Origin of the sequence: uncultured Victivallis sp. (genome assembly GCA_944389935.1) — a bacterium.
In the GTDB taxonomy this organism is placed as follows: domain Bacteria; phylum Verrucomicrobiota; class Lentisphaeria; order Victivallales; family Victivallaceae; genus Victivallis.
The window spans coordinates 22,887-38,917 of record CALXOE010000036.1 but is presented as its reverse complement, the minus strand read 5'-3'; the positions used below and the strand labels follow the sequence as shown (position 1 = coordinate 38,917).

Here is a 16,031-nt window from a genome sequence, read left to right as displayed (position 1 = left end):
TCGTGGTCATTGCGATCATCGCAATCCTCGCGTCAATGCTGCTGCCCGCCTTGAATCAGGCGCGGGAGCGGGCGAAAACCGCCAACTGCCTCGCCAATGTGAAGAGCATCGGCCAGATCTCCGGCATGTACTGCAACGATTATAATGACTTCGTTCCCGCGGCCTCCCCCCGCTGGAGCGGAGACACCTGGATTGCCATGTTCTACTCGCTGTACGGTCTGCAGGACAAAGCCACAAGCTGCCCGGCGGCCACCGATGCCTGCGGCTACAAGCAGTGGGGCGACAATCCGGTTGCCGGAGCAAAGATGAACTTCATCTACTCCTACGGTGTTCATTACAAGGCGGTCGGGGAAAACGGGAAAGACTCCCGCAAACTCTCTTTCCTGCTCGGAAAAGGGGCCAAGTTCTCTCAGATGATTCAGTACGGCGATTGCGAAGCTGACATGTTCCAAACCAAGGGACTCCAGAGCATGACCGGGAAAATCCAGCCCAACGCTTTCTGGGGTCAGGGGAAGCAGGACACCTGGTATCCTGTTGCCCTCCGTCACGCCGGCAATGCGAACTTCGCCATGTTCGATGGGCACGCCATGAGCTTGTCGCGCACCAAACTTGAAAACAACAACCGGAACATCTGGAAACCTTACAACGAATCCTGGGGCTGGCAGCTGCCGAAATAACTTCCCTGGTCACAAAATAAAAGGCAAGCCTCCGTTCCTACTGCGGAACGGAGGCTTTTTCCTGCTGAAAAACGGCCCTCTAAAAAACAAGCCCCCGTCCCACTTGCGGAACGGAGGCTTTTTCCTGTCAGAAAGTCCGGATCACAAATTCGCGCCGAACTCCTTGAGCGCGGCACGGACTTTCGAGCCTTCCAGTTCGGCCGGATTGCAGCCGGCTTTCAACGCCATCGCCGCAGCCATTCCCGCCGCCTGCCCGATCGAGCAGACCGGCGGCATCACCCGCATGCTGCTGTGCAGCGCATGATCGACCGAAATCGCCCGGCAGCCCATCAAAAGATTCTCCACCGAGGGCGGGACGATACAGCCGTAGGGAATTTCATAATACTCGTCCGCTCCGAGCATCCGGAGATCCGTGCCGCTCCCGCTCGGATTGTGAATGTCCACCGGATAATTCACGCGGGCGATCGCATCCGGAAACTTCGCCCGACGCTCAAACGCCTCGATGGTCAAATACTCGAGCCCGAGAATCCGGCGCGACTCGCGCACGCCGATCTGCGACGCAACCGATTGAATCTCCGCCTGCTCATACCCCGGCACCGAAGCACGCAGAAAAACGAGAAATTCCCGCATCTGTTTCCGCGCGATGATCTCCGCCTCCGAGAGCTCCTCCGCATTCGTCCCGTCATGCTGGATGACCCGGGTCGTATTGAAGTGAACCACATCCCCGTCAAAGTCGCTGAAGAACAGCACATCTTCCCGTGGACAGTCGATCTTCCCCGCCTCTTTCGCCCGGCAGTAGAGTTCCGAAATCGTACGATGATCCGGTGTCCGGGAGCGGTCGACGTGCGACAACTTGAAACAGAGCGTCATCGGCTGACAGTAACCGTCGGCATTCCCGAATTCAAAATCGCATCCCGCCCCGGCCGCGACGTCGCCGTCCCCGGTTGAATCGATCACCATCTTCGCCCGGATCGCCGAGAGCCCCGATTTCCCCGTGAAAATCATCGCCGAGATCCGCTTCCCCTCCTTGACCACGTCGAAGAACGTATGATGATAGAACAGTTTCACTCCCGCTTCCAGCAGCATATCTTCCGTTGCGAGCATCGCGTAGTAGCGCGGAATGCTTCGATCATCCCCGCGTTTCACCGCGGTCGGCGGCGGCGGAGAGGCGAGATAGTTGCGCATACGGTTCACCCATTCGATGTAGAGCGGGCGGTCAAGCGGCTCGCTGCCGCAGTGATTCGGCATGAAAGGGGAGATCTCCCCGACATTCGCCATGCCGCCGGGACTGCCGTAATGTTCGGCCGCCGTCACCGTCAACCCCTGCCGGGCCGCCGTAACCGCGGCACAGAGTCCGCCCGGGCCCATGCCGACGACGAGCAGATCGACATCCGCAAGGATCGGAATCTCTTTCTCCAATCGATACTTCAGTGTTTCCATTTTCCCCATCCTCATTTGAAGTAAGCGCCCATCTCGCGCAGACGGGAACGCAGCTTTTTCGTGTCGACGTCGCGGAAATCCGCCCCGGCCAGCGTCGCGGCGACTCCCGCCGCCTGCCCGGTGACAAAACACGGCGGCATGACCCGCAAACTCGACTGAATCGCCCGGTCCGCCGAAAGCGCCCGCCCCGGCACGAGCAGATTCACGAGCTTTTCCGGAATCATCGCCCGGTACGGGATGCCGTAACTCTCTCCCCGGCCGAAGCGGGTCTGCCGCAGCACTTTTTCAACGTTCTTCTGTTCCTCGGCGTCCGTGGTTCCGGAGTGGATGTCGACCGGATAGCAGCAGCGGCCGATCTCGTCGTCGAAGCAGGCGCGATTTTCGTAATCCGCAATCGTCATGCGGTACTCTCCGATGATCCGGCGGGTCTCGCGCACGCCGAGCAGCGACGCGGTCGCCAGCAGCTCCGCCCGCTGGAATCCCGGAACATGATCCCGATAGAAATCCTCGAGCATCTTCGCGATTTTCCGCCCCTCGACATACCCGCGGGTCAGCTCAAATTCGTCGAGCGTGTCGATGCCGTAGACATGGCCGAGATTGCCGGTCGCCGAGCCCCGCGAAACCGGCTTCATGCAGATGAAGTGATGCTCCTGAAACGGAGCGGTCCCCTCCGCCGTCATCTTTCTCCAGATGTCGTGGTCGGACGCCCCGGCCCGTGACGCGGCATGGGCGGCCTCGAAATCGATGTTGGAAAACTGCGTGCAGAGTGTCGGACTCATCGTGCGGCCGTTTTCATCGCCGAACTCGAACTGCGCCCCGGCCAGCGCCGCGAGCAGAGCATCTCCGGTTCCGTCGATGAACCGGCGGCCCGTGACGCGCTTGAGTCCCATGGAAGTGGCCACGAGGACGGCTTTGATCCGCCCGTCCTCGACCTCGGCTTCGCACACTTTCGCGCCGAACACAAAGCGGATCTTCGCGGCTTCGGCCATCTCGTCGAGCAGCCGTTTGAGGATCTCCGGATTGATCGCCTGCCAGTGGTCCTGCCAGGGCTCGATTCCCATGCGGCGGCACATTTCGAGGTTGATTTCCTCGAAAATGCCACCGTAGATCATACGTTCGCCGTCCGAAATCGGCGCGAACATCGGCACGAGACCGGCGGTGCCGAGTCCGCCAAGCATGGTTGTCTGTTCGAGCAGCAGCACGTCTCCGCCGTTCCGGGCGGCGGCGAGCGCCGCCGCAAATCCCGACGGGCCGCCTCCAACCACCACGATTTCAGCATCCGCCAGAAGCGGCAGTTCCAGAGTCTGAATCATCTTCCGTCCTCCTGATTGTTAATCCGGGAAATCCACGACTTGTCATCAATATAGCCCGCAAAACTGGTTTTTATATCGTTTTCATGCTATATTTTATAATAAAATCGCTGAAAAACCATAAAACATTGACCTTTACGATGACATCTGCGGACATGTTCCATGATCTCCGGCGGAAACTGGAGGGCTTTTCGCTTCTCGCCGGGACGGGGTGCATCTGGAAAGTCTCCGGCTATCTCGTACCGGAACCGGATCTGCCGCGAAACTGCGGACAGCACATCTGCGCGTTCTGCACGGCTGTGAAAGCATGTAACGGCGGAGCCGGAGAAAAACGCTGCATCTATCATGACACGCGGGAAATCACCGGACGGCTCTCGCGCCATGCGACGCCGTTCGTCAGCAGCTGCCACGCCGGAGCGGTCGAAGTGATCGTCCCGCTGCCGCCGGAGAGTCCGGAATATGCGGGAGCGATTCTGCTCGGGCCGTTCCGACCGACCGCGGGGAGCTGCCGGTATCCGGAACTCGAACCGCTTTTCCGGCAGCTGCCGGTTCTGCCCGAAACGGCGGCGGAGACGTATTTTAAATTCGTCTCGGACGTTTTTGCCGGAACGGTGCAGCAGGCGTACTCGGACTCGAGCCATCTGCTCCCGCTCCGTCCGCGGGATCGGAGAATCGTTGAAGTGCTCGAATTTCTCCGGCTGCACTCGCACGAAAACCCCTCCGCGGCAGACGTTGCCGAACGGCTGTTCATGAGTCCATCGCGCCTGCTGCACCTTTTCCAGTCTGAATGCGGCATCGGATTCGGACAGTATCTGCAGCGGCTGCGGCTGCGGAAAGCCCGCCGTTTTCTGCTTGCGGCGGACTGGCCGATCAGCCGGGTGGCCGCCGCGAGCGGATTTCCGGATCAGAGCCATTTCACAGCGATGTTCCGCCGCGAATTCGGGCTGCCGCCGCTGCAATACCGCAAAAAATTCGGGCACGGGCGGCATACAGCCTGAAAACGACTTGCAATTTACCGAACGGCGTGATATTCTTCCCGGGTGCACAGTTTTCAGCAGAAAGGGAATTCGCCATGATTCAAGGAATCGCACATGTCTGCATCCGCGTTGCCGATCTCGACCGGACAGCCCGGTTTTACTGCGAGGGACTCGGATTGGAGAAAGCATTTGATTTTGTCCGTGACGGTCAAGTCGTCGGCTTCTACCTGAAAGTCGGGAACGGCAATTACCTTGAATTTTTCCGGAGGGAGGAGACGGAAACCGGTCCGAACCCGATTGATCACTTCTGTCTGGAGACCGATTCGATCGACGCGGTCAACGCCCGGCTGGCCGACGCGGGATATGCCGTCGGGGAAAAGAAGATGGGCGCCGATCACGCATGGCAGGCGTGGCTCTCCGATCCGGACGGCGTCCGCATCGAACTCCATGAATATACGCCCGACTGCTGCCAGAAAACCGGTGCGACCTGCATTCTGTAATCGGCAATCCGACACAGGACGAGAGGAGATTTTCTGTCGGCAAACCTTGACTTTCTTCAAAAAAGTGATATTATTGCCGGAAGAAATTTCCGTCGTACCGGATCAACTCATGAAGGGATTACAATCACAATGAAATTCAATCGTTTTCTGATCATCGGTTTTGCGTTGTTCATTCTGGGTGTGGCAGCGGGCTGCAGTTCGCCGCGGCTGCCGGAGGGGCGCTACTCCTCCACAGGCCGGGAAGACTACGTGCTCGTGAACAACGATCTGATCTTCCTGCATATTTCGACGCCGCAGGAGAATCCGGACGTATTTGCTTTCTGGGACTGGGCGGGAGGCTATTCGCTCTCGAACAACGGCCTCATGACCCCGGACATGGAGACGGAACTCTGGAAGAAGTGGAATTTCTACTACAGTTTCCTCTATGAGAAAGGTGCGCTCAAGGTCATCGACAAAGGGGATGGGCGCCCGCTCATGACGCTGATTCTCGAACAGCCGCGCCGCCGGTAGTTTCTTTCCGGAGCGCGACTCCGTTCCGAACCGCCGTTTTCCGCCGCAACTCACCTGCCGCGGGAAGCGGCGGTTTTCCATTTCTCCGCAGCGCGGGGAGACGGCGGGCAGATAAAAAATCTGCATTTTTTCATCCTCCCTCTTGACAGTGATGTAATACGGTTTTCAAAATATATGATGTGATATGTAAGACGCCATATAAGATGGAGGAAAATAAATTGTTTGTTCCCGTTTACCATGAGCTCGTCGACAAGATGAAAGCGGGCATTCGCAGCGGAGATCTCTCCGGGAAGCTGCCGGGGGTGCGCGTGCTCGGCCGGCAGTTCGGAGTCAATCCTGCGACGATCTCGAAAGCGCTCCGGGTACTGGAGGAGAAAGGATATGTTTCGATCATCCCGAACTCGGGCGCCTTCGTCATTCCGCGCGGCAACACCATATCGAACCACACGATCGGAGTGATCTGCATCCGACGCAGCGGCGAAGAAGAGGTGACCGAACAGCGCTATCTCAACAGCCGTTACCATTACTCACCGTACACGGTATCCCAGATTGCGGCGGAGATCGACGGAGAAGCGGCGCGGGCGGGGTTTCACGCGATTCTGGTCCACATCGGGGCGGAGCAGCTCCGGCAGAATCCGGCTTATCTGACGACGCTGCCGGTCGACGGCATGATTTTCATCTTCTCCTCGCTGACTTACGAGATTGCCGATGTGCTGAAGAAAAAACATATTCCTTTCATTTCGGCCAATGCCTGCTATGGGATTTCCGAAGTGAACTACATCGATTTCAACATGGCGCAGGGGATCGGCGACTTCCTTGACGAGCTCCGGGAACGGGGTTATACGCGGATCGGCTACTTCGGGCCGCCCGGCAAGTACGGGTTCAACGAGCGGGTCTACAATATTTTCCGGAAGAAGCTCGGTCCGCTGTTCCGGCCGCATTTGTTCGCGGCGGAAGCGGAGTCGTTCGATCTGGAGTTCAGCCGTGAGGACGAATCGCCGGAGGCCCGCGCCCGGGCGCTCATCGGCACGCCGGGCGAACTGCCGGAGGTGATTCTCTGCAACGCTGACCTTGCGGATCCGCGTTTCATCGCCGCAGGCGGCGAAACTCGATCTGCGGGAGATTTTCAATATGGGATTCCGCGACGAAAAACTCAACGACGGCAAGGGCGGCTGGACCGATCAGGGGCCGACCAACGACCTCTCGATGATGAAGCCGGGCAAATTTACGACACTCGGAGTGGATTTCGATATCGTCGATCCGGATCGCAACGGCGGGCGTTCCTGCCTCGTGCTCTCCTCAGGGCAGAAGAAGTTCCCGGCGGCGAAGTCGGTACAGACGGGAAAACTCACCGGCGGATTGCGCTATTTGTATCTGCTGCATGCCTCGGCATGGACTCCGACGGCGGGGAATCCGGTCGGAATGATTTGCGCGGAATATGAGGGCGGTAAGACGAAAGAGTTTCCGGTGCTCGCGAGCCGCGACGTCGGCAACTGGTGGCAGCCGTTCAGCTTCCCGAACGGGGCGCTGGCATGGACGGGAGAGAACAAGGAGTCCTACGTCGGACTTTATCTCTCCTGCTTTCCGCTCGAAGGAACACCGGAGAAACTGACGTTCCGGGCGGCGCCGGAGAGCGGGGCTGTCTGGATGATCATCGGCGCCACCCTCGGTGATCGGAAACTCAATCTGAACCAGATAGAGCCGCCGTTCTACCTCGTTGCGGGAAACGAGTGGGTTACGCTTGACTTCGACGGGACGACCGCACCGGGATCTCCGCTGGATTTCTCCCGTTATCTCGATGCGCCGGCGGGGAAATACGGTCCGGTCATCGTGACCGGAGAGGGACATTTCGCGTTTCGCGACGCGCCGGAGAGGCGAATCCGTTTCTTCGGCCCGAACCTGGTCGGGAACTCGAGCTACCTCGACCGGAAAACAGCGGACGATTTCGTGACGAAAATGACGCGCCTCGGATACAATACCGTCCGGTTCCACCACTTTGAAAACGATCTGCTCGACCGGAACGCAAAAGACTCCCTGACCTTCAATCCGAAAACACTCGATCAATTCGACTACCTGTTCGCCGAGCTCAAAAAGCGGGGGATCTACCTCTGCCTCGACCTTTACGCCAGCCGGGCGCTGCGCCCGGGCGACAACATCCGCGAACGCGAGGGGCGCAGTTTCGGACGCTACGATTTCGAGATCAAAACGCTGGTCACGCTGAGCCCCTCGGCCATGGCGAACTGGAAGGAGTTCGCGCGCCGTCTGCTGACCCACCGCAATCCGTACACGGGGTTGACCTATGCGGAAGACCCGGCGCTCTACTCGCTGAATCTCGTCAATGAGAATCCGCTCGTTTCGATCTGGAACCGGGTGCCCTCGCTTGTGCCGCTCTTTGAAGAACGGTATGTCGAATTCCTGAAAGAGCGGAAACTTGACACTCCGGAAAACCGCGCTTCACGCGGGGGGCTCTTCATCGAGTTCCTGAACGACCTGCAGATCCGCTGCATCGAGGAACAGAAGCGGTTCCTGAAAGAGGAGCTGCAACTGACCGCCCTCATCACCGACTTGAACATGCACAGCAAATACACGCTGATCGGAGTGCGGGAGCATCTCGACTTCGTCGACAACCACCAGTACTGGGATCATCCGAGTTTTCCGGTGCGGCAGTGGGGGATGCCGTATCTCTTCTCGAACATGTCCTCGATCTCGCGCCTGGCCCAGAATCCGCGCTATCTGATGCCGGCCCGCATTTTCGGCAAACCGTACACCGTCACGGAATTCAACTTCTGCAACCCGAATCCGAACCGGATGGAGTCCGCGCCGCTGATCGGAGGTTATGCGGCACTGCAGGACTGGGACGGACTCTACCGTTTCGCCTGGTCGCACAACCGGGCGAACATGGAGAAATTCAACGTGCCGATGGGGTTCGATATCGTCAACGATCCGCAGGCGCAGTTTGCGGAACGGATCATCCGGCTGCTCTTCATGCGCGGTGATGTGCGCCCCGCGACGCCGGCATTCGCGTTTTCCTGCACGGCCGAACAGCTCCGACAGCTCTCCGGACCGCCGGAAAATGACGGTAACTTTCCCGATGAATTCACGGAACTCGGACTCTATGGCCGAATCGGTTCGCTCGGAACGAATTCCTCACTTTCCGGCGTTCTCAAGCTCGATCCGCTGAGTCCCGGCTGGCAGTCGGAACTGCCGCAACCCGCCCGGGCCGCACTCGACGAACTCGGCAAAACCGGCCGCGTCACGAGTGCGGGCGGAGAGATCACGCTCGACTCGAAAGCAAAGACGGTCCGGATCGTCACGCCCCGCAGCGAAGTGTTCACCTTTTCCGGAAACGCCGACGGCACGGTTGTGCGCCTTGTGAACGGCAGCTGTTATCAGACAGCCGCCCTGCTCTCGCTCGACGGGCGGGAGCTGGCGGAAAGCCGTTCGCTGCTCTTCCTCCAGCTGCCGAACCTCGCCGCGACCAAAATGAAATTCACGAATTCGCGGCGCAACCTGCTTGAGAGCTGGGGACAGCTGCCGCTGCTGCTGGAGAAGTGCCGGACGGAAGTCGAACTCGCCCTTCCCGCCGGTTTCCGCGTCGAAGCGCTGAAGAACAACGGCCTCCCCGCGGGGAGCGTTCCGGCCGAATATCGCGACGGCAAACTCCGTTTCACCGCCGACACCTCAGCCCGGCCGGGCGGCGTGATGGCCTATCACCTGACGCGCTGAGCCTTGACCGATTCGAGCGGGAGGGAGGCGGGACGACCCGCTTCCCGTCCCTGCGGCGGCACAAGCCGGAGCTTCTTCCCGCCGAGCGAGAATTCAAGCTGCTTCCGGCTCCTGTCGGGGTCGGCCGCATAAAATCTGCCGTTCCGGAGCATGACCAGCGCCGGCTGTTTCGCCTCGAGGCAACTCCCGTCCGGCAGCGTCACGCTCCCCGGTTCGTAGAAAGCCGCCATGATCGCGCCGCCCTCCGCAACCGCATGAATCGCGTCGGAATCGGTGTTCAGGAGCTGCGGCCCCCATTCTCCCTCGGGGCGGAACGCCGCGAGATAGGCGTAGGAACCGTTCTCCGGGCGGACGCCGTGATCGATCGTCAGCGTGAAGAGCTCCCCTTTCACCGGAGCGGCGGACAGGGCTGCGGTCACCCGTTTCCAGTTGCCCGTGTGTTCCCGGGTTTCCGCCAGCGCTCCCCGGTCGGCCCGGAGCAGCCGACAGGTGAAATTGCCGTTGCGGAACTCGGTTCCGGCCTCGTTCCGAACCGTCTCCCCCGCGCTCCGGAGCTGGGCGACGGTGGTCAGAACCGGCGCGTCGACTTCACTGCGGATTCCGCTGCCGAGTGCGGCCATTTCTCCGCCGAAAAAGAAGTAACTCTTTTTCGCCGCGACCTCCCCGTTGTCGTAATCCATGGCACAGAATCCGATTTCCCCGTCGGAAATACCGCCGACCCACTCGCGGAGATTGCGGTTCCCAGCCTCGCTGCAAAGGAGCGAAGAGTCGTTCTGCACGGAGGTTATGCCCGGAATTCTGCGCCAATCCCAGATGCCGCCGATGTCGCGCATTTCATCGTTGCCGCTCATGAAAAGTGTCGCGCCATGACCGGCCAGACGCCCGAGCAGATTTTCGGAATTGACCGTCTCGCTCGGGACCGTGCGCGAAGAACTCATCTTCACCGACCAGTAGTACGCCGGTCCGCGCTGGACGTAAAAATCGCTGTCCGGAAAAAAGCGGCTTCCGGAAAAGCAAAAATCTTTCTCCCCCAGATGCTTCCGCCATTCCGGACAGACCGCGGCAAGCCGGTTCGCAGTCGTGACCGCCGAGCGGTACTTCCCCTGCGGCTGTCCCGGATTGATCTGCCGCCCGCAGGCGCTGAAATCCATCTGCCGGTTGAACAGAACCCAGCGGATGCCGTTGTCGAAGTATTTCCGGAGAATCCCGACCTTTTCCTCCGGAAACGCAAACCGGGTATCGTGCAGCACCGTCGTCCACTTCGTCATCTCCGTAAAAAACGCCAGCCCGTAGTTGCCGAACTGAAGCTGCGGCCCGTGCTGGTGAAAACTCCAGTCCGGCTGAATTCCCTCGGCGTTTTCCGGAGCGCACCGGAGCTCTTCCGCGATCGCGCCGGCCCCCTCGTCCACCCAGCCGGGTTTTCCGTAAATGACCCCCTTGAGCAGATGGATTCCTGCGAGCCAGACCCGGTTCTGTGCGGTCATGCCGGGCTCGGAACGGTCGAGAATCGGAGTCAACTCCCGCAGCAGTTCCGGCGGAAGCTCATCCCCGAGCAGCAGGATCACGGAGCACAGCAGCTGCGGCGTCCCGATGCTCTGATACCACCAGTTCGGACTGGTCGGATCGCGCCGCGCCCAGAATTCCAATCCCCGAATCACCGCGTCGCGCGCCTCGGGCCGCTCGAAAAACACGCTGCCGGAACGACGATATCCGGAAGCAATCTGTTCCAGCCGGACGAGATGCGTCCGCGGCGGCCAGTGTCCGCGCTGCTGATTCCCATAATCGACGTCACGCCAGGAACCGTCCGGCTGCTGCGACGTTAGAATCCGGCTGTTCACCGTCCCGGCGCCGCTCCGCGCGAAATATTCCGCTGCCTGCTCCCGAATCCGCCCGAGATCCGCATCCTGCGCATACAAACTCAACAGGGTAATCATCATTGCCGCCACTCCCGCAATTTTCATTGTCCACCTGCCTTTCTGAAATTAAGATAATATTTTCTGTCGACAGTTGCAAATCAAAGGAAGAAAAAATATTTTAAAAACCAATACAATAAGGATGTCCGAATTTACGTTATATTGACTGGATCGATCCGAAAAAACATCAACCCCATAAAATAAGGAGAAAAAAGATGAACCGGACAGTCAAATCTCTGCTGCTGGCGGCGATTCTGGTCGCCGGGGCAACCTGCGTTCACGCCGGCGACCACGGTCCGAGCGACGGCGTGGAGATCACTCGGGCGATCATGCACGGAATTACGCGCATTCTGGCGCCATGCCCATGGTATCCACCGCCGCCGCCTCCGCCGCCTCCGCCGCCGCCAAGATATTGGTGTCCGCCTCCGCCGCCTCCACGGTGGTGTCCGCCGCCGCCTCCGCCGCCGAGGCGCTGGGCACCGCCGCCGCGGCATCATCATCCGCGGCCGGTGCGACCGCCCATGCCGCCGGGACGTCCCCGGCGCTGACGTTTCCCACTTAGTTGAGCAAAGGGTGATGAAAAACACGTGCGACTCCGGACCATCCGGAGCCGCACCATTATATTTACAGGGTGAAAAGTAGCCGGATGAGCATTGTGGAGGCAGCCCCGTGACAAGCTGACCGCCCCCCATTCGCCATTCCGGATACGGCAAGTTGCGGCGGAAACGGGAAAGGACGAACCGTACCCGATCCGCGTCCAACCTGCCGCGACCGTTCACGGATTGGCTGCAGGGCGATTGAAGTTACGGAAACCAGGCGGCCTGAAAACGTCATAACTCCGGCCGCTCCTTGCAACTCGGCCGCGCCCAATCCGGGTTGAATTTCTGCCCGAATGCTGCAGTCAACTCAAGATGTAAATCATCCGCGTTTTTCCACTGGCGGCCGGGTCAGGAGGAAAATGTTCACGGCTCCAGCCGCCAGAGATAACTGTCCCGAACCTGCTTCCCCGTGCCGATTCCGGGGCAGCACTCCAGATATCCTTTCCGGCCGGCGCCATCGTTGTCGTTCAAGAGAAAATTGAAATTCAATCTGCCTCCGGGAACAGGATTGATTCCCGGCAGTGCTCGCCATGGGATCGCTGCGGAATAATAGACGCAATTCCCGAGTTTCACGGCGGCAGCACGGGCCCCCGGCAGCTTTCCAGTCCTGCCGTCCGGAGATTTCAACAGGTACAGATCCGGACCGGAGGCGGAGAGGGCAAACAGCAGCTCATAAGCGTATTCGTCCTCCCGCCCGAACGACATCTGAAATCCATCGCCGAGCCAGGTACTGCCCCCGGCCGATGGCTGAAAATGAACATCATCGACAACCCGGGCGGCAAAATAGAGGAACTCCCGGTCATATTGCAACTTCACCTCCGCAGAGAGATCGTCCGGCCCTTTCCACCATGAATTCAGCGGCGCAGCCTGTGCCGCCCGGTCAAGGCGAAATCCGTGAATGTCGTTCCAGCTGTTCCAGGACGCATTGAGCTGCGGCGGCTTGACGGCGCGCGGAATGAAGATGCTGTCCAACGGAAGTTTTTCCCGGAATTCCCGCCGGTCCAGAGTGCCGGCCAACTCGAATTCACGCTGGAGACCGGTCGGAGGAACCTCCAGAAACACCTCCCGGTGTTCTCCGGGAGCGAGTTTGAATTCCACCGGCTTCACTCCGGAAGTGATCTCTCCGCGATGGGCGAACATGCTGCGATTGTGCATCCGGAGCAAAAGCCGGGTGTTCCCGGATTTGCGTTCCTCCAGCGGAGCGAATTCAAAACTGACGGGGGAAGATACGGTGAGAAGCACCTCGACCGGAGGAGCGCCCGCAGCAGTCAATCGGACAGGGTAACGTCCGGGGGGCACCCGGGCCGGAACCGGCAGAGAGATACTCCCGATGGTCTCCACGCCTGTCGTTGTCTGCGTACTTTTCACCGGAGCGGAATTCCACGAAGCGGGGGAGTCCACCTGAATCGAAACCGTCTGCTTCTGTCCGGCAGGCTGGATCAGGGAGTAAGGGATCGTCACAGTTTCACCGGGAATTCCCGGCCGGAGAGTCGGGACGGCGAGAAACAGCGATGACTGCTCCCTGCGCGGTTGAAATGTCTGCCCATTTTTCCTGTGCGAAATCTCCCCGCGCCCCTCATACACCAGAAGCTGCGGCATGGCTGTCGCCACCACGGCGACCCGCCCCCCGGAAACCGGAAGCCGCCGGGAAGAAAAGTCAACGTCATGAAGTTCCGCCCCGGTGCCGGAAATTTCCGGACACTCCAGCGACAGTTTCTGCGGACCGCCGTCATTCCAGAATCCGACTGCGAGACGGCCGTCGGCAAGGCGGTAGCGGCAGCAGACAGTTCCGTCCGTGGAAACATTGAGTCCGAGAGACTCCGCCCCATTCAGAAAATCCGAGGCGAACCGGAGGCTGTAAAACGCCGGCTTCGGCCGACCGACGCCGTCGACGATTCCGAAATAGGCCTCCTGATCGTCCGGAGCCCCCGGCCAGTCTCCGGAACAATACCAGAAAATTTTATAACGGCCCAGTGCCGCCCCGGTGAAATACAGCTGAGCGAGCAGTTCCCCCTGCCGTTCCGGCGAAACACCGCCGACCGGCTGACTGGGATAGCCGATCTCCGTCAGCCAGACAGGGCACACCCGGCCATAACGCTTCAGGAGCGCTTCGAGCCCGGTGAGCTGCTTTCGAAGCAATTCGGGGTTGAACTGCGAACTCCACTGGTAAGGATGAACCGTGACAAAATCAAAACAATTCCCCATTCCAGCCTGCAGCGCCTCCTCGATGAAAGTGAGATTGACACCGGCCGTACTGAACGCGCCGAACCGCGCCTCCGGATCAGCGGAGCGTCCCTGATGCCATGCCAGACCGGCCAGAGCCGCATATTGCCGGGGAGAAGCTGCCAGATCTGGCTCATTGGCGATTTCATAATAGCGGACACGCCCCTTGAAGAGCGTCACCATTTCCCGCACCCAGTTTCCCCAGTCCGCCAGAGTAGGAAGTTTCTCATCCGCCGCGACAGGAGCGATGGCCCCGTGGGCATAGGACTCCAGACGTTGCTCCGCCGGAACTCCTCCGGGCTGGTAGACAGCCAGCAGCCGACGCGGATGCAGAATCACCAGAGGGGTCAGTCCCAGTTGCTCACAAGCTGCAAGTTTCCGGCTGAACGCCTCGAGATTCTGCTCCCGTTCCTCCCGGGAATACCACTCCGGCGGCTTATAGTCGAAATCGAAACGGACAAACCGGATTCCAGCTGCGGCAGAAGATACCGGATTCCGGCTTTTCTCGTTGATCCCGAAGATGGAATCGTCTCCCGCCGCGGCAGACGGACGTTCCGGAAGCGGATAAAGCAAAATCTCCGGCTGAACGGCGATGAGCTTCCCCTGCCGGTTGAGAAGCCGGACGGAGAGGACAGCCGACTTCGCCGCGGAAACCGGCAGCTCGACTTCGATCTGTTTCTGACTCGATGAAAATGAGCGGACAACCGGGACGCCGCCATCGATCCGTGCTTCCAGACGCCACTCCTGTTCCGGTACGGGAATCTCCGGAGAAATCTCGAAAGAAAAAATATTGTTCCGCCCGGCCGTCGGGAAGCGCCCGCCGGAATATCGCAGTTCTGCCCAACCGATGGGATTGTCCGGATCAATCACGGTCTTCACTGCGAAACTCCTGAACAGGAGACTCCCGTGATCGGGACAACCGTCCCGTCGGGAGAAAACCACACTGTCCGGAACAGCCGGGGCATCTACGATGCCGTCACCGTTGCCGCCCCAGTGCACGGAGGAGGCGTTCAGGGAGACGGAGTACCGATTCAGGCCGGAAACAACAGCTTTCTGATCTTTCTGAAAAGTCTCTTTCATCGAATCCCGGTAACGTACCGCCACCCGGGGACCGGTCTCTGGAGACTCCACCTCGAAAAGCAGGCATTCCGGCACTCCGGCCACACGACGGCGGAAACCGATCGCGATGAAATCACCGGCTCCGGCTTCCGGAGCAAATTGGTAATCCAGCCTCAGCCCCCGCGTTTCTTCAACAAGTTTTCCGGTCACGGGACCGTTGGAGTAGAGAAAGTAATTTCCGCTTGTCAAGGGCAGCTGAATCACTTTATCCTCCGCTCCCGCAGGGAGAAACATCATGACTGGGAACAGCCACAGCAATACTTTTTTCATCATTTTCATCATGCAATCTCAGATGGTTCCGATACTGTTTTTACCCGCTGCACAACGGGATATTCATCTGGGAACAGGGTTCGTGGAAACCCTCTCTTACCAACGTTCTTCCGCACCTCCCGAAACTTTGAATTTTAATTCACACGCGCCGTTTTTCCTGGATTTCGCATGGCCGTCGCCGAAAACAATGTTGACATCTCCATTGTGGTTCGGAGCCTGCCAATTAACGTTGGAACGCGCACAATCTTTCATGATGACGGCTTCATTGATCCGCTGATGCGTAATCTTCCGGGGAGTGAACGCTCCGTTCTTGTATTCTGCCGCACCTGCCATATTGCCGAAATAGGTGTAACTGGTATAGGAAACATATCCCAGCCCTCCTCCCGGAAAGTAACTTTTCCAGTCCTTGGGATAACTGGTCTCCTTTTCCGCGGCGCAGAAGTAGACTTTGGGCTGAATATACGAGTCCATCGGATCGGTATAGGTGGCACTCGGGAGCTGCCACGGCTCAAGCCAGGTCAGCCAGGATACGGTATAGTCCTGATAACTCTTTGCAAACCAGTCCCGGTTATCCCCGGCATACGAAAGATTGGCAACTCCATGCTGCTTTAAGTTATTGATACATGCGGTATTGCGTGACGCATCCCTCGCTTTGTTCAAGGCGGGAAGCAGCATGGAGGCGAGAATGGCGATGATTGCAATCACAACTAGTAATTCAATTAACATGAAAAGATGTTTTTCTTTCATGGCAGTTGCTCCTTGTTGGT

General features: G+C 59.1%; 11 protein-coding genes. 6 read left to right on the top strand and 5 right to left on the bottom strand.

The window, feature by feature from the left end:
• The first annotated feature begins 2 nt into the window (after positions 1 to 2).
• On the top strand, positions 3 to 677 hold the full coding sequence (locus Q0J85_RS11065) for a prepilin-type N-terminal cleavage/methylation domain-containing protein (protein WP_367274643.1): 675 nt from the start codon (positions 3 to 5) through the stop codon (positions 675 to 677).
• 141 nt (positions 678 to 818) lie between these two features.
• Here the strand turns inward: Q0J85_RS11065 and Q0J85_RS11060 are convergent, their stop codons facing one another.
• Positions 819 to 2,117, bottom strand: coding sequence for an FAD-dependent oxidoreductase (locus tag Q0J85_RS11060; protein ID WP_294481409.1), 1,299 nt, complete (start codon positions 2,115 to 2,117; stop codon positions 819 to 821).
• An 11-nt stretch (positions 2,118 to 2,128) separates the two neighbouring features.
• On the bottom strand, positions 2,129 to 3,430 hold the full coding sequence (locus Q0J85_RS11055) for an FAD-dependent oxidoreductase (protein WP_294481405.1): 1,302 nt from the start codon (positions 3,428 to 3,430) through the stop codon (positions 2,129 to 2,131).
• 152 nt (positions 3,431 to 3,582) lie between these two features.
• Between Q0J85_RS11055 and Q0J85_RS11050 the strand changes: the two genes are divergently transcribed.
• The 4 genes from Q0J85_RS11050 to Q0J85_RS11035 all read left to right on the top strand — a co-directional run bounded on the left by Q0J85_RS11050 (position 3,583) and on the right by Q0J85_RS11035 (position 6,856).
• Entirely contained in the window at positions 3,583 to 4,425 is an 843-nt protein-coding gene (locus Q0J85_RS11050) for a helix-turn-helix domain-containing protein (protein WP_294481402.1), read from the top strand.
• Between the two features lie 74 nt (positions 4,426 to 4,499).
• Entirely contained in the window at positions 4,500 to 4,904 is a 405-nt protein-coding gene (locus Q0J85_RS11045; protein WP_294481400.1) for a VOC family protein, read from the top strand.
• A gap of 129 nt (positions 4,905 to 5,033) precedes the next feature.
• Positions 5,034 to 5,414, top strand: coding sequence for a hypothetical protein (locus Q0J85_RS11040; RefSeq protein ID WP_294481399.1), 381 nt, complete (start codon positions 5,034 to 5,036; stop codon positions 5,412 to 5,414).
• Between the two features lie 218 nt (positions 5,415 to 5,632).
• Positions 5,633 to 6,856: a GntR family transcriptional regulator gene (locus Q0J85_RS11035; RefSeq protein ID WP_294481397.1), complete on the top strand. Its 1,224-nt coding sequence runs from the start codon at positions 5,633 to 5,635 to the stop codon at positions 6,854 to 6,856.
• A gap of 2,268 nt (positions 6,857 to 9,124) precedes the next feature.
• Here Q0J85_RS11035 and Q0J85_RS11030 read toward each other — a convergent pair.
• The gene (locus Q0J85_RS11030) at positions 9,125 to 11,077 is read right to left on the bottom strand and encodes a polysaccharide lyase family 8 super-sandwich domain-containing protein (RefSeq protein WP_294481395.1); all 1,953 of its coding nucleotides are present in this window, start codon (positions 11,075 to 11,077) and stop codon (positions 9,125 to 9,127) included.
• A gap of 191 nt (positions 11,078 to 11,268) precedes the next feature.
• On the opposite strand from Q0J85_RS11030, the gene Q0J85_RS11025 reads away from it, so the two are divergent.
• Positions 11,269 to 11,601, top strand: a complete 333-nt coding sequence (locus tag Q0J85_RS11025) for a hypothetical protein (RefSeq protein WP_294481393.1) — start codon at positions 11,269 to 11,271, stop codon at positions 11,599 to 11,601.
• 414 nt (positions 11,602 to 12,015) lie between these two features.
• On the opposite strand, the gene Q0J85_RS11020 is transcribed toward Q0J85_RS11025, so the two are convergent.
• Together Q0J85_RS11020 and Q0J85_RS11015 are read right to left on the bottom strand one after the other, a co-directional pair.
• Positions 12,016 to 15,198, bottom strand: a complete 3,183-nt coding sequence (locus tag Q0J85_RS11020) for a hypothetical protein (protein WP_294481392.1) — start codon at positions 15,196 to 15,198, stop codon at positions 12,016 to 12,018.
• A gap of 162 nt (positions 15,199 to 15,360) precedes the next feature.
• A complete protein-coding gene (locus Q0J85_RS11015) occupies positions 15,361 to 16,011 on the bottom strand; it encodes a type II secretion system protein (RefSeq protein ID WP_294481391.1) in 651 nt (216 codons plus the stop codon).
• Positions 16,012 to 16,031: the final 20 nt, after the last annotated feature.